At 37.2% G+C, this 17,621-nt stretch carries 21 protein-coding genes; all 21 read right to left on the bottom strand.

The genetic code is table 11. From position 1 onward, the window contains the following. Positions 1 to 14 precede the first annotated feature (14 nt). Complete coding sequence (atpG, locus tag D7D81_RS04715) at positions 15 to 881, bottom strand: ATP synthase F1 subunit gamma (RefSeq protein WP_125987774.1); 867 nt, start codon at positions 879 to 881, stop codon at positions 15 to 17. Continuing rightward, positions 881 to 2,470 (bottom strand): F0F1 ATP synthase subunit alpha, encoded by a 1,590-nt coding sequence (gene atpA / locus D7D81_RS04710; RefSeq protein ID WP_125987772.1) that lies wholly within the window; start codon positions 2,468 to 2,470, stop codon positions 881 to 883. Before atpA ends, atpG begins: the two co-directional genes overlap by 1 nt. A gap of 5 nt (positions 2,471 to 2,475) precedes the next feature. After that, a complete protein-coding gene (gene atpH / locus D7D81_RS04705; RefSeq protein ID WP_125987770.1) occupies positions 2,476 to 3,036 on the bottom strand; it encodes an ATP synthase F1 subunit delta in 561 nt (186 codons plus the stop codon). Beyond that, positions 3,033 to 3,539, bottom strand: a complete 507-nt coding sequence (gene atpF / locus D7D81_RS04700; RefSeq protein WP_286170216.1) for a F0F1 ATP synthase subunit B — start codon at positions 3,537 to 3,539, stop codon at positions 3,033 to 3,035. The genes atpH and atpF overlap by 4 nt, the downstream gene beginning before the upstream one ends. A gap of 224 nt (positions 3,540 to 3,763) precedes the next feature. Further along, complete coding sequence (gene atpE, locus D7D81_RS04695; RefSeq protein ID WP_125987766.1) at positions 3,764 to 4,021, bottom strand: ATP synthase F0 subunit C; 258 nt, start codon at positions 4,019 to 4,021, stop codon at positions 3,764 to 3,766. A 43-nt stretch (positions 4,022 to 4,064) separates the two neighbouring features. Continuing rightward, entirely contained in the window at positions 4,065 to 4,514 is a 450-nt protein-coding gene (locus tag D7D81_RS04690; RefSeq protein ID WP_286170215.1) for an ATP synthase subunit I, read from the bottom strand. Then, entirely contained in the window at positions 4,511 to 4,771 is a 261-nt protein-coding gene (gene atpE / locus D7D81_RS04685) for an ATP synthase F0 subunit C (RefSeq protein ID WP_125987764.1), read from the bottom strand. The genes D7D81_RS04690 and atpE (D7D81_RS04685) overlap by 4 nt, the downstream gene beginning before the upstream one ends. Positions 4,772 to 4,849: 78 nt before the next feature. Then, complete coding sequence (gene atpB, locus D7D81_RS04680) at positions 4,850 to 5,515, bottom strand: F0F1 ATP synthase subunit A (protein WP_125987762.1); 666 nt, start codon at positions 5,513 to 5,515, stop codon at positions 4,850 to 4,852. A 158-nt stretch (positions 5,516 to 5,673) separates the two neighbouring features. Next, positions 5,674 to 5,916 (bottom strand): AtpZ/AtpI family protein, encoded by a 243-nt coding sequence (locus D7D81_RS04675; protein WP_125987760.1) that lies wholly within the window; start codon positions 5,914 to 5,916, stop codon positions 5,674 to 5,676. A gap of 398 nt (positions 5,917 to 6,314) precedes the next feature. Then, complete coding sequence (locus tag D7D81_RS04670; protein WP_125987758.1) at positions 6,315 to 7,373, bottom strand: MraY family glycosyltransferase; 1,059 nt, start codon at positions 7,371 to 7,373, stop codon at positions 6,315 to 6,317. A 67-nt stretch (positions 7,374 to 7,440) separates the two neighbouring features. Further along, entirely contained in the window at positions 7,441 to 8,070 is a 630-nt protein-coding gene (upp, locus tag D7D81_RS04665) for a uracil phosphoribosyltransferase (protein ID WP_125987756.1), read from the bottom strand. Further along, entirely contained in the window at positions 8,063 to 9,037 is a 975-nt protein-coding gene (gene rpiB, locus D7D81_RS04660; RefSeq protein ID WP_205739336.1) for a ribose 5-phosphate isomerase B, read from the bottom strand. The genes upp and rpiB overlap by 8 nt, the downstream gene beginning before the upstream one ends. A 26-nt stretch (positions 9,038 to 9,063) precedes the next feature. Beyond that, entirely contained in the window at positions 9,064 to 9,639 is a 576-nt protein-coding gene (locus tag D7D81_RS04655; RefSeq protein WP_164522113.1) for a manganese efflux pump MntP, read from the bottom strand. A 103-nt stretch (positions 9,640 to 9,742) separates the two neighbouring features. After that, a complete protein-coding gene (locus D7D81_RS04650) occupies positions 9,743 to 10,822 on the bottom strand; it encodes an L-threonylcarbamoyladenylate synthase (protein WP_125987752.1) in 1,080 nt (359 codons plus the stop codon). A 12-nt stretch (positions 10,823 to 10,834) separates the two neighbouring features. Continuing rightward, a complete protein-coding gene (gene prmC / locus D7D81_RS04645; RefSeq protein ID WP_125987750.1) occupies positions 10,835 to 11,689 on the bottom strand; it encodes a peptide chain release factor N(5)-glutamine methyltransferase in 855 nt (284 codons plus the stop codon). A gap of 3 nt (positions 11,690 to 11,692) precedes the next feature. Next, positions 11,693 to 12,793 carry a peptide chain release factor 1 gene (prfA, locus tag D7D81_RS04640; protein ID WP_502700005.1) on the bottom strand — a complete coding sequence of 367 codons (1,101 nt, stop codon included), beginning with the start codon at positions 12,791 to 12,793 and terminating at the stop codon, positions 11,693 to 11,695. Further along, positions 12,765 to 13,649 (bottom strand): DUF1385 domain-containing protein, encoded by an 885-nt coding sequence (locus D7D81_RS04635; protein WP_125987748.1) that lies wholly within the window; start codon positions 13,647 to 13,649, stop codon positions 12,765 to 12,767. Before D7D81_RS04635 ends, prfA begins: the two co-directional genes overlap by 29 nt. Positions 13,650 to 13,738: 89 nt before the next feature. Further along, the gene (rpmE, locus tag D7D81_RS04630) at positions 13,739 to 13,948 is read right to left on the bottom strand and encodes a 50S ribosomal protein L31 (protein WP_125987746.1); all 210 of its coding nucleotides are present in this window, start codon (positions 13,946 to 13,948) and stop codon (positions 13,739 to 13,741) included. A 137-nt stretch (positions 13,949 to 14,085) separates the two neighbouring features. Further along, positions 14,086 to 15,198: a glycosyltransferase family 4 protein gene (locus tag D7D81_RS04625; RefSeq protein ID WP_125987744.1), complete on the bottom strand. Its 1,113-nt coding sequence runs from the start codon at positions 15,196 to 15,198 to the stop codon at positions 14,086 to 14,088. 59 nt (positions 15,199 to 15,257) lie between these two features. Further along, positions 15,258 to 16,397 (bottom strand): glycosyltransferase family 4 protein, encoded by a 1,140-nt coding sequence (locus D7D81_RS04620; RefSeq protein ID WP_125987742.1) that lies wholly within the window; start codon positions 16,395 to 16,397, stop codon positions 15,258 to 15,260. A gap of 59 nt (positions 16,398 to 16,456) precedes the next feature. Beyond that, positions 16,457 to 17,602: a glycosyltransferase family 4 protein gene (locus D7D81_RS04615; RefSeq protein WP_125987741.1), complete on the bottom strand. Its 1,146-nt coding sequence runs from the start codon at positions 17,600 to 17,602 to the stop codon at positions 16,457 to 16,459. Positions 17,603 to 17,621: the final 19 nt, after the last annotated feature.

The raw sequence follows: 17,621 nt of genomic DNA, 5'->3' as shown, positions 1-17,621 counted from the left end.
CTCCTTTATCGATTCTACTTAAGAGCTTCAGCTCCACTTACAATTTCAGTAAGTTCTGTGGTTATTGCCGCCTGACGCGCCCTGTTATATAGTAGAGTCAAATTATCAATTAACTCTCCAGCATTATCTGTGGCTGAATCCATGGCCGTCATTCTGGCGCCAAATTCACTGGCTTTGGCCTCCAGCAGAGCTGAATAGAGAATATTATTTATATATTTTGGTAATAAAACATCAAATACTTCATCAGGTGATGGTTCATAAATATAATCTGGTTGCTGACCAGCATGATCAGCTTCATCCAGTTCCATTAATCCTGTTAAAGGTAATAAGGGAATAGCCTTAACTACCTGGCTGATAGCTGAATTGAAGTGTGTATATACCAGGGAAATCCTATCTACTATATCCTCTTTAAATAAGGATATGATTTCATCTGAAATTTTTTTAGAAAACCAGTAATCAGGGTAATCATCAATATTGATATACTCAGAAAGAATATTATAATCCCTTTTCCGAAAGAAGTCCCGGGCATTACGCCCAATAACAATTAAAGAAACCTCTTCTTCACCCTCGAAAGACTCCCGGGCCTTGTCAACTACCCTGGCATTATAGGAACCACACAAACCCCTATCTGAATTAATAACTATATAGAGATGTCTATTTCCATCCCGTTTAGCTATTAAAGGGTGTTCTGTCGCATCACTGGTATAAAGGACAAGGTCAGTAATAATCTCCCTGGTTTTACCGAAAAAGGGCCGGGCCTTTTCCGCTTTCTCCTGGGCTCTTCTCAGCTTGGCAGCAGCTACCATTTTCATTGCCTTGGTTATTTTCTGGGTGTTCTTTACACTATTAATACGTCGCTTAATGTCACGCATCGACTGCATTATTCTTCACCTTCTTCTGCTTCTCCTGACTCCTTTGTATTCGCTTCCTCATTACTATCAACAATAATACTTTCTTCCCTGATATTAAAACTTTCTTTAAACTCATTAATTACTTCAACTAGTTTTTTCTGATTCTCTTCTGAAAGCTGACCCTCTTTTTTGATAGCCTCAGGTAATTCATCATAATTAGCCTGGACATAGTTTATAAACTCTTTCTCAAAACGTTCAATATTATCAACTGGGATATCATCCAAATGACCATTAATAACCGGATAGATTATTAATACCTGATCTGCTACTTCCATTGGTGAGTACTGAGCTTGTTTTAAGACCTCAACAATTCTTTCTCCACGATTTAAACGGCGTTGTGTAGCCTGGTCAAGATCAGAGCCAAACTGGGCAAAAGCCTCCAGTTCCCTGTATTGTGAAAGATCGAGCCTGAGTGTACCAGCAACATCCTTCATCGCCTTTATCTGGGCAGCACCACCAACCCTGGAGACAGATATTCCCACATTAATAGCTGGCCTTACTCCAGCAAAGAACAGTTCACTTTCCAGATAGATCTGTCCATCTGTAATAGAAATTACATTGGTAGGGATATATGCTGAAACATCACCTGCCTGGGTCTCAATAATAGGCAGGGCTGTCAGTGAACCTCCTCCAATATCATCATTTAACCTGGCTGCCCTTTCCAGTAACCTGGAATGCAGGTAGAAAACATCACCTGGGTAGGCTTCACGGCCTGGCGGCCTCCTTAATAATAAGGAGAGTGTACGGTAAGCCACCGCGTGTTTTGATAGGTCATCATAGACAACCAGGACATCTCTATTTTCTTCATACATAAAATATTCTCCTATAGCACAACCAGCATATGGAGCTATGTACTGTAATGGTGCAGGCTGGCTGGCCGTAGCCGAGACAATAATAGTATAATCCATAGCCCCAAATTCAGTTAACTGTCTGGTAATTTCAGCAACTGTTGAGGCCTTTTGACCAATTGCAACATAGATACAGATTACATCTTCATCTTTTTGATTTAAGATAGTATCAATAGCTATCGCTGTTTTACCTGTCTGCCTATCACCAATAATTAATTCCCTCTGCCCTCTGCCAATTGGAACCAGAGCATCGACTGCCTTTAACCCTGTCTGTAGTGGGGTATCAACAGGTTGTCGCTCAACAATACCCGGGGCCGGGGATTCTATAGCCCTGGTCCTACCGGTATTTATTGGCCCTTGGCCGTCAAGGGGCTGTCCAAGTGAATTAACGACCCTACCTAATAATTCTTCACCAACAGGCACCTCTACAACCCGACCAGTCCTTTTAACTGTATTACCCTCTTCAACTAATTTTTCATCACCCAGCAGGACACAGCCAACATTATCTTCCTCCAGGTTTAAGACCATACCATACACTTCATTGGGAAACTCCAACAACTCACCTGCCATAGCATCTTCCAAACCATGCACATGGGCAATACCATCACCAACATCCAATACTGTACCGACCTCAATGGTTTCTAGGTCTTCTTCATATTTCTCTATCTGTTTTTTGATTATTGAACTGATTTCTTCTGGCCTAAGATTCATCTTAATCACACCCCCAACATACTTGACGGAACACTTTTTATATCTTCTTCTAATTTAGTCAGACCCCTTTTAATGCTGCCGTCAACTATAAAGTCATTAAATTTTAAAACCATTCCACCAATAATTTCGGGATCTGTTTTAGGATAAACAACAACCTCATAATCCAAGAGTTGATTTAGCTTATCTTTTAACTGAGCCTCTAAATCATCACTTAATTCAACAGCTGTTATAACTTCTACTTCAACAATTGCTTCCTCTCTATTAACCAGGGTTTTAAAATTATCAATTATTGATTCAATATTTTCTTCTCTCCTGTTATCTATCAATAAATTAATAAAATTCAGGGTATATTCTGATATTTCCCCTGTAAATAACTCTTTGATAATGTCTTTTTTATCTGTAGGAAGAATTCGTTTGTGAAAAAAAGCCTGTCTGAATTCACCGTTGTTTTCAATTAAATCCCATACCTGGTTTAACTCATTCTGGAATAAGAGCAGTGAATTCTTTTCCTTACCCAATTCAAATAGGGCATTACTATATTTTAAGGCCACTTCATTGTTTATCATTGTAGTTCACCCAACTTGTTTTTATCGAGTTTGGCAATATAGCTTTTTATCAACTGTTTATGTTTTTCCTGATCCATCTTTTCCTGTATTAATTTACTGGCTGCCAAAAGTGAAATTGAGGCAACCTCATTACGCAGCTGAGCCAAAGCTTCTTTTTTAGCCTGCTCTATCTCTGCAATTTTATTTTTCTTAATATTTTCAGCCTTTTTCTCAGCCTCTTTAATTATCTCCCTGGCCTTCTTCTTAGCCCTTGTTTCAGCATCTTCAACTATATCCTGGGATTTACTCCTGGCTGTTTTTAACTGTGCCTCATATTCTTCTTTTAATTTCTCAGCCTCTTTTCTTTCCTCCGCTGCAGCATTTAAATCCCCTTCAATCCTTGCAGCCCTCTTTTTTAACATCTCTGTAATAGGCCCATAGAGATAACGCTTTAAAAGCCACAACAGCACCAGGAAATTTATAACCTGCCACAACATAGTAGTGTTGACATTTACCAAAATCACTCACCCCCTGCATTGTTATTCAAATTTTCCTTTTGTATTCTACATCAACAAGAACAGTAATAATCTTTTAAAAAAAATGTTTTGCACCAAAGTTACTAATTATAATTATCATAATATAGACAAATATATTTGTCGGTCTTCAAAGTTATTTTATCAACCAAAAAAATATTTCTAAAATAATTGCGTAAAGAGAGGGAAGGATTTCCCTCTCCAGATTAAACTTATTATATAGTAAAAATCAAAACAATAGCTATAACCAGAGAATAAATACCAGTAGACTCAGCAACAGCCTGCCCCAGTAACATAGTTGTAATAATATTACCCCTTGCTTCCGGGTCTCTGGCTACAGATTCTACCGCCTTACCAGCTGCATAACCCTGACCAACTCCAGGACCAATACCTGCAATCATGGCAAATCCTGCACCAAGCAAAGCAGCAGCCTTAATAATAGTGTCTATTACCTCAGGTGAAAACTGTACCATTATTAAACCCTCCCTTCTAATGTGTTATAAAATAACTACTATACTAATCCTCATAAGACTCTATCTTTTTCTTCAGTTTATCTCTAAATAAATCCAGTACAACCCAGGCTATGACAGTAAATTTTATCATAAAAAGACCAATAGCTGCTGCTAAAAAGTCCAGTGTCGGGTTGCGGGCTGAAACAAATAGAACAAGAAAATAGATAATATATTCTATAAAATAACGATTCCTGATAAAGGTATTTGCCTTTGCTTCTGACATATCTAAAGAACGGTTAATAAGTACAAATTTTAATCTAAGTAATAAGGTGCTAATTAGTAAACCAAAAACAAATCCCAGCAGAGAGGAAAACTCACCCATTACCAGGGTTGATATTATCGGAACAAGTGAGATTAAATATGTTTTTTTTAATATTTCCTTCTGGACTTTTACTGGATCATTGTAATTTTTCACCATATCACCTATTATCTTTGATTTAATTAATCTTATCAACCACCACCAAATATTAAATAAATGGCTATAACCAGGGAATAGATCCCTGTGGAACCGGAAATTATCTGACCCAGTAACATAGTAGTTACTATCGCCCCCCTGGCTTCAGGCTGACGTCTTACTCCTTCAGTGGCTTTGCCAGCAGCATATCCCATTCCTATACCCGGCCCCAGGCCCCCAATTACAGCAACACCAGCACCAATATAAGAAGCCATCTTGATAATTGATTCTACTACTTCTGGTGTAAATTGAATCATTTTTAAACACCTCGTTTTAAATAAAATTAGAAAAAAGCAATTAATTATTAACTTTCATCAATGCATTAGCATTATTTATTAAGACTTAGCTACAGAAATATAGGCTATTGCTACCATACCAAAAATTAAGGTCTGGATTAGCCCTACAAAGAGGTCAAACCAGGCATGAAGTGGAACAGGTATCAGCCAGGGTACAGCCTGATAAATCAAGGTTATAATTATTCCACCACCAACAACATTACCAAAGAGCCTGAAAGAATGTGAGATTGGTTTAGCCAGCTCCCCTATAACATTAATAGGCAGCAGAAATATCACCGGCTCAGCAAAGCCTTTTAAATAACCCCATACACCCACTTCCTTCATTCCATGATAATTACTAAGCAAAAAAACCATTAGTGCTAAACCAAGGGTAGTATTCAAATCACCGGTTGGACTAACATTACCAGGGATAGGGATAAGACCTATTAAATTGCTAACACCTACATAGATAAAAATAGTGGCAATAAACGGAAGAAATTTCCAGCCTTCTCCCGGCAGCATTGGTTCTATTTGTTCATGAATTGTTTCAATTAAAAGTTCAACAGCATTCTGAGCCGAATCAGGCTTCATACTCAATTTCCTGGTAGCATACCTGGCAAAAATAATAACCAGCAAGACAACAACCCAGCCGACAATTAATGTATCTGTAATCGGTAAATTCTCATTCCCAAACATATATGTAACAACCTTTGGACCTGGATTCATTGTTTTCCCTCCTTTTACATGTAATTTGATTTTCAAACTAGCTATCTTTATATTATCTCAACAAGCAATTTTTCTATTAAAATAAAATTACCAATGCTGTTAACAAAATCACAAAATCAAATTATCCGTTTTAAATTAAAATATATAAAAACATATTTTTATGAAATATCATCATTTTCATCACTCGAAATCTTAATCACCAGACGGTATACAGAGTAAAAACCAGACAAGACTCCAAGGATAATACCTATAATACTAAAAAAAGAATCCATATGTAATACATTATCAAGTAAACGTCCCAGAAAAAAACCCACTGCAATATTGGCCAGCACAGCCAGTCCTAACTGAGTAAGCAGTGCCAGGGCCTGGATAACCATCCTATAATTATTATCCTTCTTCATCTTCGCTCTTTCTCTCCATAACCTTTAGTTTATATTAATTCTATATGTAAATTAAAAATCCTCTAATTTTATCAAAAATTTATCAGTCTTTAAATTTATCCACAATTTCAAAATCACGGGCATCCCAACTTAAAAAAGAAAGACTCATTTATCATAAATAATATCATTAGTATAAAAACATGTCAAATATTAATGCCTATACCTGATACAAGTAAGCACTTATATAATCATTACTTATGCAATCATATGCGAAATAGGGATAATTCAATTTTCGCAATAACACTTTAACACAATTTCCCCCTCCTGTCAAGAATTTAACAATGATGACAATGCCCCAAAAAAGAAAACCCGGTATGATTACCGGAGTTTATAATTTGCAGTCATATTAAATAAAAGAATTATATATCCTGAAAATTACTTTTCTCCAGGCCGTTTCCTTTAGCCGGTACCTCAACCGAGAAAATACCCAGTTTCCAGGCACCATAAATGAGAACCACTATTACAATCCCGAGAATTACAAAGGCATCATGCAGATTAGCCCCATTGATAATCAAAGCCATCAAACCCAGACATATACTAATCCCATAGACACTTAATACCGCCTGGCGCTGATTCATCCCCAAGGCCAGTAATCTGTGGTGTATATGACCATTATCTGCCTCTCCAATTGGTTTACCATTATGAAGACGCCTAATTATAGCAAAGATTGTATCAAAAATAGGCACACCAAGAGCCAGAACTGGAACCACCAGTGTTACAGTAGCAGCACTCTTCAAGGCACCACTTACTGATATAGCGGCCAGCATATAACCTAAAAACATAGCACCAGTATCCCCCATAAAGATATCAGCAGGATTAAAATTAAAACGCAAAAAGCCCAGTGAACTACTGGCTAAGGTCAGTGCCAGTACAGCAGCAAAAGTCTGGCCCTCCTGCAGGGCTACCAGAAACAATATAAAAGCCGCAATAGCCGAAATGCCTGCTGCCAGGCCATCTAAACCATCAACAAGGTTAACAGTATTTGTTATCCCAACAACCCAGAAAAGGGTCAGCGGAACACCCCAGTAACCAAGATATAGCATGCCTCCAAAGGGATTAGTAATAAACTCAACCTTGATCCCAAAGAATAGGAGTATACAGGCAGCCAGAATCTGTCCTATTAATTTCCAGGCTGGTGATAGTTCATACAGATCATCTATAATACCAACCAGCAAAATAAATGTCCCGCCAAGCAGAATTCCTATCAGAGTTTTATTCAAAGACATATTCAATATAATTGGAATTAAAAACCCAAGATAGATAGCAATCCCACCCAGGGTTGGTACTGCCTTTTTATTTATCCTCCTGTTATTGGGGATATCTACTGCACCAATAGATAGGGCTATCTGTTTAGTAAGTGGTGTTAGAATATAAGTTGCCATTAAGGCCAATAAAAATACACTTATATAAGTCTGCATGAGAACATCCCTCTTTCTTCATTCATATTACCAGACTATGTATAGTGATTCAAAGGAAATTTCTGGATTACCTGGTGCCATATAATCTGTCACCAGCATCTCCTAGACCTGGAACAATATAGGCATGATCATTTAGTTTTTCATCAATGGCTGCTGTATAAATTTCTACATCAGGGTGGTCTTTCTTCACCCTATCTATCCCTACCTGAGCAGAGACCAGACACATTAACTTAATACTTCTGGGATCCTTTTCTTTCACAAAGCTAATTGCAGCTGAAGCAGAACCACCTGTTGCCAGCATAGGGTCTACCACAATCAAATCCCTTTCACTTACATCTGTAGGCATCTTACAATAATATTCTACTGCCTCCAGTGTCTCCGGGTCACGGTAGAGGCCAACATGGCCAACCCTGGCCGTAGGAATAAGTTTTAAAACACCATCAAGCATACCCAGGCCTGCCCGCAAAATAGGAACAATGCCCAATTTTTTCCCCTCAATCATCTTGAATTTAGCCTTTTTAATCGGGGTTTCAATCTCAACCTCCTTTAATGGGAGGTCACGAGTTACTTCATATGCCATCAGTGTTGCTATTTCATTAGCCAGTTCTCTGAATTCCTTGGGGCCTGTATCCTTATCTCTCAATAAAGCCAATTTATGTTGAATTAATGGATGGTCAATTACTACAGCATTACTCATCTCCTTTATATTCTCCCCTTTCTATGGAATGCATCTTATCTACTCTCCTCTGATGTCTTCCACCATCAAAATCCTCACCTAACCATGTCTTAACAATTTCAAGAGCCAGACCAATTCCAATTACACGGGCCCCCATTGCTAAAACATTGGAATTATTATGGTTGCGGGTTGCCCTGGCGGAGAAAACATCATGACAGAGGGCAGCCCTGATTCCTTTTACCTTATTGGCCGTAATGGACATCCCGATACCTGTCCCACATATTAAAATACCCTTGTCATATTCACCTTCAGCAACTGCAGAGGCAACTTTATATCCATAATCAGGGTAATCAATAGACACTGTAGAATCAGTACCCATATCTTTATACTGATAACCTTCATCCTCCAAATACTTGATAATCTCCTGTTTGAATTCATATCCAGCATGATCTGAACCTATTGCAATATTCACTTTATCACCTCTATGCTTATTATTCTCCAGATTTCTTAAATTACCTTCTTCTTTTAAAGAAAAATAATTCAATTTACCCAGTAACATTTTTGAGATTTTTTTTATTTCATCCCTGATTTCTCTATACCTTTCCTCAGGCTGTCCATATGGATCACTTATATCTATCTTACCTTTCTCTCCAAGAAAACCCCTGATAGTAAATACTTTATTACTGAACTCAGGGTAGCTGTCCAAGATCATCTTACGATGATGATCTGTCATAGTCAGTACCACGTCAGCCCGTTCCAGGATCTTTCTGCTGAGCAAACGACTTAAGTGTCCATCAACCTTTGTCCCATCTTCTTCCATCACCTTACGAGCCATCGCACTAATAGACTGACCTGGGAGGGCCATTAAACCTGCTGAACTTACCTGCCAATTCTTCAAACCCTCCTCAGCCAGTAATTTGCGAAAGATATATTCTGCCATCGGACTACGGCAGGTATTACCTGTACAAACAAATACTAACTCTGGCAAGCATTACCACTCCTTCTGTTTTAATTTCAAATAAATCCAGCAAAGTGCAGTCCCAAAAAGATAAGGGCTATCCCGCCTAAAAACTGAGCCTCTTCACCTAGAAAATGGCCTAACTTTGAACCAAAATAAAGCCCTGTTCCCATCATTAGACCTGCTGTACTCCCAATTACCAATACCACTAAAAGAGTAATATCACCCAGCATGCCGAGGCTAATACCAATAGATAATGAATCAATACTGACACTGAAAGCCAGTACTATCATTCCCCAGCCGCTCAGCTTAAAATTGCAGATATCATCTCTGGTATCAAGCCATTTTTCAAGAACCATATAGATACCTATTAATAATAACAGACCTGCACCAATAATATTAAAAACCCTGTCTATACTCCCCTTTAAATTAAAAATAGAAATTAAGAGGTCCTGAATAAATCTCCCTCCATAAAACCCAGTTAGCGGCATTATAATATGAAAAGCAGCTATAATCAGGCTTATCTGAATAATACTTTTAGTCTTAAATTGTTGTACCCCACAGACAATAGCAACGGAAAAGGCATCTGTGCCCAGGGCAATTGCCAGGGTAAGCGTCTCCAAAAGACTCAATACCTTCAGCTCCCTATAAATTAATCTTAAAAACAACGATATCTTTCTTTATCTAAATAATATATATGTATGTCAGCTTACAGGGCTCTATTCTAAGTACTCCCTATTCCTTAAGACTGGCTTTCTGTAGACGGTTCATTACCGCAGCACCTAAACCTCTTTCCGGTATTTCCTCAGCAATAATCCTGGTCAAACCAAGCCTGTCTAGCTTACGTAGAACAGCAAAGACCTGTGAGGCATATCTCTCCGGGGTATATCTGGAACCCATTGTCATAAACACCTTATCTTCCAGCAGTTCTTCTGCCACAGCTGTGAGACCACAAGCAGTTTCATCGGTAATTAGAAAGGCGACAGCTTCCCCCTGGTACTTAGCCAGCTCAGCAGCCATAGTATCAGCACTTAATTTTTTTAAGTAAACCGGTGTTTCTGGCGAATAGTGTCGGTACTTCATACCTGGAGAGGCAGGTTTTTTATTGGAATCCTTACTGATAGCCCCTGCTGAAGATATATGATAGCCGAGGACTTCTTCAATTTCTTCACGGCTAATCCCGCCTGGACGTAGAATAAGCGGTTGATTCCCCCTGACATCAAGCACAGTAGATTCAACACCTATACTGCAGGGCCCACCACCTACTATCAGAGGAATTCTTCCTTTTAAATCATCCAGGACATGCCCGGCTAGAGTTGGACTTGGAGCCCCTGATCTGTTAGCACTTGGTGCCGCCAGGGGAAAACCACTCTCCTCGATCAAAGCCAGGGCTACCGGATGGGAAGGCATTCTAACCGCAACACTTGCCAATCCAGCTGTTGTTTCCGCTGCTATAAGTGGGCTTTTCTCCATAATCAGTGTTAATGGTCCCGGCCAGAAGCGCTCAATCAATTTTTCTGCTGTAGCAGATAAGTTATTAACCGTAATATCAACTAATTGCTTTTTACCAGCAATATGTACTATCAGGGGATTATCCTGGGGACGCCCTTTGACCTGAAAAATCCTGGCCACAGCTTCTCCACTGCCTGCATCTGCCCCCAGTCCATAAACAGTCTCTGTCGGGAAGGCCACCAGCTCCCCCTGCTGCAGGAGGGCTGCAGCCATCTTGATAACCCTGTGTCTTTTTAAGCTATCTATCTTATTTATATCCAGTAAACTTTCATCTATTTTTTCCAGTACTGTTGTATAGTCCATTCTCTTACACCTCTAAACTAAAGCAGCTGTAATGAGCCGCTCAGATCCAGCATAATCCTTTTTTACTTTAATATCCTCCCAATTATCATCAAAAAGAGCTACTACACTTTTCCCCTGATTATAGGCAATTTCAAGCACAATTATACCTCCCCTGACCAGTACAGCTTTAGCCTGCTTGATTAACTGGCGGTAATAATCTAGTCCATCTTTTCCACCATCCAGTGCCATCCAGGGCTCCTGTCTTACTTCAGGTGAAAGATTTCCCAGTTCATTCCTGGGTATATAGGGGGGATTAGAAACTATAATATCCACATTATCTTTTTCCATTTTTAGAAGTGGTTTCAACAAATTACCTTTAATAACCTTTACACGTCCAGTATATCCCAATTTATCAATATTTAAACGGGCAACTGCCAGTGCTTCAGCAGAAAGATCAATTCCCAGGACCCTGGCAGCAGGTAAATAATGAGCAAGGCTAACTGCAATAGCCCCGCTGCCTGTTCCGACATCAACTATATTCGGCCCGTCAATCTCCTTGTCCTGGCAATAATCTATAACATATTCAACCAACAGCTCTGTCTCTGGTCTTGGTATCAGGACATTTTCGTTCACTACTAAAGGAAGTGACATGAACTCCTTTTCTCCGGTCAAATAGGCAACTGGAACACGTTCTGCCCTTTTTCTTACTAGTTCCCGGTAAGCAGCTACCTCTTGAGGCTCTAAAGGTAGGTCATATTTAACATAGAGCTGGATCCGCTCAATATCCAGAAGATGGCCCAGTAATACCTCTGCATCAAGTCTGGGATCAGGTATCTTGTGTTTTTTAAAAAAATCTATGGTTGCAGTTAATATTTCTTTGATATTCACTACTTACACCTTCTGCAGCCTTTTCATCGTATCCTCTTTGATCAATTCTTCAATAACAATATCTAAATCCCCACCGAGTATCTGTTCGAGTTTGTGGACAGTCAGGTTTATTCTATGATCACTAACCCGACCCTGTGGAAAGTTGTATGTCCTGATTTTTTCACTTCTCTCCCCAGTACCTACCTGACTCTTACGGGCCTCATCTATTTCAGCCTGCTGTTCCTGTTCATATTTTTCTTTTAAACGCGCTCTTAACACCCTCATAGCCTTGGCCTTATTCTTATGCTGGGATTTTTCATCCTGGCAGGAAACAACCAGACCAGTCGGTTCATGGGTAATCCTGACAGCAGAGTCTGTGGTGTTAACACTCTGACCACCAGGTCCACTTGAACGATAGACATCTATTTTTAATTCATTGGGATCTATCTCCAGTTCTACCTCCTCTGCCTCTGGCAGAACCGCCACAGTTGCTGTTGAGGTATGAATCCTCCCACTGGATTCCGTAGCAGGTACCCGTTGAACACGATGGACCCCACTCTCATATTTTAATCTGTGGAAGACATCTGTTCCCTCAACAGTAAAAATCACTTCTTTAAAACCACCGATACCAGAAGAATTAGAGCCCATTGCTTCAACCTTCCAGCCCTGTTTTTCAGCATAACGGGAATACATACGATATAGGTCAGCAGCAAAGAGACCGGCTTCATCACCACCGGCTCCGGCCCTGATTTCCACAATAACATTCTTTTCATCATTGGGGTCTTCAGGAAGAAGCATTACCGGGAGTTCTTCTTCCAGTTTCTCCTGCTCTGGTTCCAGCTCAGCCAGTTCCAATTCAGCCAGTTCGCAGACATCTGCTTCTTCCTCACCTTCCAATATATCCCGGGCTTCTTTAATACCAGCCAGGATTTCTTTATAATGTTTATACTTATCTACTACCTTCTTTAATTTAGCATGTTTTTTTAATAGTTTTTGATACTGGTTAGTATCATTGATAACCTCCGGGTCACTAATCCTCTTATTCAGTTCCTGGTAATCATTCTGGAGTTTATCGAGTTTTTCTATTAAATCCATATTATTCATTTTCCTCATCCCTTTCATCATTAGGCAGGACAGTTTTCAAGGCAAGGATAGCTACCTCCAGCATGGAATCATCTGGTTCAGCTGTAGTCAATCTCTGTACCCACAGCCCAGGTGTTGCTATTAATTTTATAAATGGGTTAACACTATCTTTACCTGATAATTTAATAATCTCATATGATGTCCCGGCAATAACAGGAAGAAGCATAATATGATACAGGATTCTCTGTAAAAGGGGTGGGCGTCCAAAGAATGAAAAGAAAAAGATACTTAATAGAATAACTATAAATAAAAAATTAGTCCCACAGCGGGGGTGAAAAGTCGTAAATTTGCGGGCATTTTTAACAGAAAGCTCCTGGCCTGATTCATAATTGAAGATAACCTTATGTTCAGCACCATGGTAGCGAAAAACCCTTTTTATATCATTAAAGCGGGATATAATAAATAAATACCCGAGAAAGGTAGTAATTTTAATTATACCCTCAAAGAGATTTAGTATAATATTATTGTCAATATACCCCTGTATAAAATGAATAATTCCCGCTGGAAGTACAACAAAGAGCAAGATAGCAAAAGAAAAGGCCAGCAGCATACTTAAAGCCAATTCCAGTGGTTTAATCTCCTCTCCTTCCTCCTCCATAACCTGTTCTGCAGAGAAATTTAAGGCCTTTAAACCAATAATTAATGTCCTGAAGAGACTAACAACACCCCTGATAAAGGGCCATTTCAGAAAAGAAAACCTTTTATCAAGAGGTTTTAATTCCCTCTCTTCTATTACTATATCATCAGGTGAACGGCGGACAGCAATACCTACCTTATCCTTGCCCATCATCATAACACCTTCAATAACCGCCTGTCCCCCATAATTTGTTTTACTCATTTTTTTCACCTCTCATTTATCTCAATTACACACCTTCTATAAAAAAAGCAGAGCTCTATCAAGCCCTGCCCATCAACCCTGCCGATCCTCTATTCATCCTCAGAGAGGCCATATTTTTTATTAAATCTTTCAATCCTACCACCCTTAGCAGCTTTACGCTGTTTACCAGTATAAAAAGGATGGCAGTTAGAACATACCTCAACATGTATATTCTCTTTAGTAGATTTAGTCTTGTACTCAGCACCACATGCACAAACAACAGTTGTATCCTGAAGTTCTGGATGAATCCCTTTATTCATTTATTTCACCTCTTTCTCAAAACAGTTATCCCAAAATATATATCCAATCATTTTAACACAGCTAGCAATATTATATCACAGGAAAAAAACTCATGCAAGATTAATAAGAACCAACCACTTATCTTAGACATTATTAATTACCTTTTTAATATTTTATCTTCTATATCATCAATCATTTTCTTTAATGAAAAATTATCCTGGGCTATCTCAAAGGCCCGTTCCCCCATTTTTTCTCTCTCTTGATTATTAATCATCTTAATTATTTTTTTAGCAATATCAGCTGGATTTTTATCCTCTGCTAAATAACCAGTCTCTCCATCTATAACAAATTCAGGAATAGTAATAGCTTTAGTTGTTACTATTGGTACCCCTGCCATCATTGCCTCTAAGATTACCCAGGGAGAACCACCTTCATAAATCGCAGTATGAACCATGAAATCTATTTGCTTTAATATTGATGGAATATCTTCTCTAAAACCAGTAAAAATAACCTTATCTTCTACTCCTAATTTTTTTACTTTTGATTTATATAATTCCTCTTTCCCACCTTTGCCCCCTATTATTAGCACTTTAATCTTTTCATGTACTTCTAAAACTTGAGGTAAGGCTTCAATTAAATACTGCTGGGCTTTTTGCCTGCAAAGTCTTCCGATATTAGCAATTATTAATTCGTCATCTCTAATACCAAATTCTCTTCTAATATCAGATTTGATTTCAGGGGCAATAAATTTATCTTTTTTTACACCTTTATATATTAACTTTATCTTCTCGTTTGGTAAACAATCCGCAGGAAGATTTTTCAAATTTTCATCCCTAGTCATCTTAGAAATAGACATAAAATCACTGATACAATATTTTAACAAAAACCTATTGTAAAATTTGTTTTTCACTGGTTTAGCTAAAGCACGACGGTAAATAATTTTTTCTACTCCAGCTAATTTAGCAGATAGTGAACCATATTTAAAATGAGATGATTGAGCTAAAAACACAGCATCTATATTATTCCTTTTTAAATATTTAACTAACCAATGCACTCGAATTGGGTTTATAAATGTTGCATCAGCTATATGTTTCATTTTTTCAATTTTGAAATTAGTTCTTTTACACCTATCATAAAAAGTAGTGTTTTCTTTTGCCAATATAAAAATTTTATAGTCCCTTTTTTTTAATTCTAAAGCAGTTTGATAATGCCATTTTTCTAAACCACCCCAGCCAGTACCCGTATTAATAAAAAGAATATTATCTATCATAAATATACCTCCAAGTTTTTAGCATTACTTAAATTTTACTTTATTATTTCTCTAGTAATCTAACAATTTTTCATGAATTCAATGAATTTTTGACCTCTCTTTTTAAATAATAGCTCTTCAGCCCTATCTAAAATATTTTTTGAATAATGATTTAAAAGCTCTGGAGATGAATTCAATTTATTAATGACTTCTATCAATTCTTGAATACTACCATTCTCATAAAAAAGTCCACATTTGTCAGTCACAATTTCCCGAACTGTTGGTAAATTGCTACCTATTACAGGAATACCATGAGAAAAATAATTGAATATTTTTGTTGGACAAGTAAGATATCTACCGTGAAATGTATCTCGAACTGGTACAAGTCCAATCTTAATTTTTTTTAAATAGTCTTCCACTTTACTACGATCAACCCAGCCAGTAATTTCAACCCTATCTTCAATTTCTAATTTCTTCGCTAAATTACAATATTTTTCTACTCTATGTGAACGCCCTCCCACAATTAATAATTTTAACGTATGATCTTCTATTTGTTTTAAAGCATATAAAACATCCTGTACTCCTTTATCATCATACAATGACCCAATATAGCCAATGTAATTATTCTTCCAAATTTCATTTAACTGGGTTGTTTCCCTAAACCCATAAGTTATTACTGCATAATTTTGATCTGGAATATATTCTTGATATAAGTTCTTTATAACACTCTGATGACATATTATCCCATCAATCCTAGGTAAGGTTAATTTCTGATATATATACTCTTTCTTTCTGTCATACTCATCCTTTAACTTAGGATCTAAATAAAAACTATGTGCTTCAAAAAATACTTTGATATTATATAATTTCTTAATCATATATAAAAAAGGTAAAAATTTAACTGTTCTGGTTATAATTGCATCTATTTTTTTTTGTTTTAATAACTCTTTAATTTTACTAAATGCTTTAAAATAAAACTTAGTCGTTTCACTAAATAAAGTTTCTGTTTCAATTAAGTGAACTTTAAAATTCGAAAGAGGCTCTAATAAAAAATAATTTCGCAAAACTTCTTGGTAATCTAATTCGGTATTCTTAGCAAAAATCAAATCAACATTGTTTTTCAAATCGCATTCTGCCATTCCATAGGCAGTATAAGTCGAAAAGCTTATTCCAGCTTTTTCGCTTGGCCAATCTCTTCCATAAACATATATAATATTCAATTAAGTCACCGCCATACCTTTCTGTTTGTCTCTTCTTTTAAACCCAAATCACCCATATCCTATCGATTTGCTATTTTATAGTAAATGCTTAGCATCTTATCATGGTTATTTTTTTTCGTATAGTTTAACATTTTTTCTCTTGCAACTTTCGACATTTGTACACATAAACTAGAATCCTTTAAAACATTAATATATTCAATCATTTGCTCAACATTATCAGCACTATTAAGTACAAATCCATTCTTACCATGGTCTATAATACCTGAGGCTCCATTTGATTTGCTAGTAATTAATGGCAGCCCAGATGCCATCGCTTCTAATGAAACATTAGCACAGGGGTCATAAATAGAAGGAAGAACAAATACATCTCCAGCAGCATAGTATGCTTCAACCTCAGAACTAGGCCCTACAAATATAACCCTTGATAATATCCCTAAATTTTTTGCTAATTTTTTAAATCGATCAATCTTACCTTTTCCTACTACTAGCAATTTAGCATTATCAATTTGAGCCATAGCCTTTAATATATATCTTAAACCCTTCCTTTGAAAGCCTGTCCCCAAAAATAATAAGACAAATTCATTTTCATTTAATCCATGTTTGCTCCTTATTATTTTTCTATATTTTTCTCTATTTCTCAAATGAAATTTTTCAATATCAACACCATTGTGATTTACAAAAATATCCTCAGGTGGCACTTGATATCTATTTATTATTTCATCTTTTACCATCTGCGAAACAGCTACGATTTTCTTATAGTTTTCTGCTTTAAAATCTTTTACCTCATAATATCTAGTTAAATAATCATCTATAGAAATCTGATATTGTAGTTTTTTTTTGAGCCTGTATAATGGGTTATCTATACTAGCTAACAATTTTTTAACATAATTTTCATGGCAACCCCCACCAATCCTAATTATATCTCCAAATCCTACTCTAGAGAAAGTTTGCACAATATCAAAGTCGTATTTATAAACCTTTTTATAGGCATTTTTAGCAAAAATGTACTTAGAGACACCTAAGTGTTTACCCCAAAACGAAACTTTATGAAACTTTATATCTTCATGAACAACCTTTTCATCCCAGAATCCAGTAAACACATGAACCTCGTGACCTTCTTTGGCTAAAAAATGAGATAATCCAACCATATATCTTTCAGTTCCTCCGTGGGTTGTATATTTTTTATGTACTAAGGCTATTTTCACAACTATAAACTCCTATCCA

The organism is Halocella sp. SP3-1, from assembly GCF_003953885.1.
GTDB classification, from domain to species: domain Bacteria; phylum Bacillota; class Halanaerobiia; order Halanaerobiales; family DTU029; genus Iocasia; species Iocasia fonsfrigidae.
Note: the sequence above shows the minus strand (reverse complement) of the source record. Positions and strands in the feature narration are given on the sequence as shown.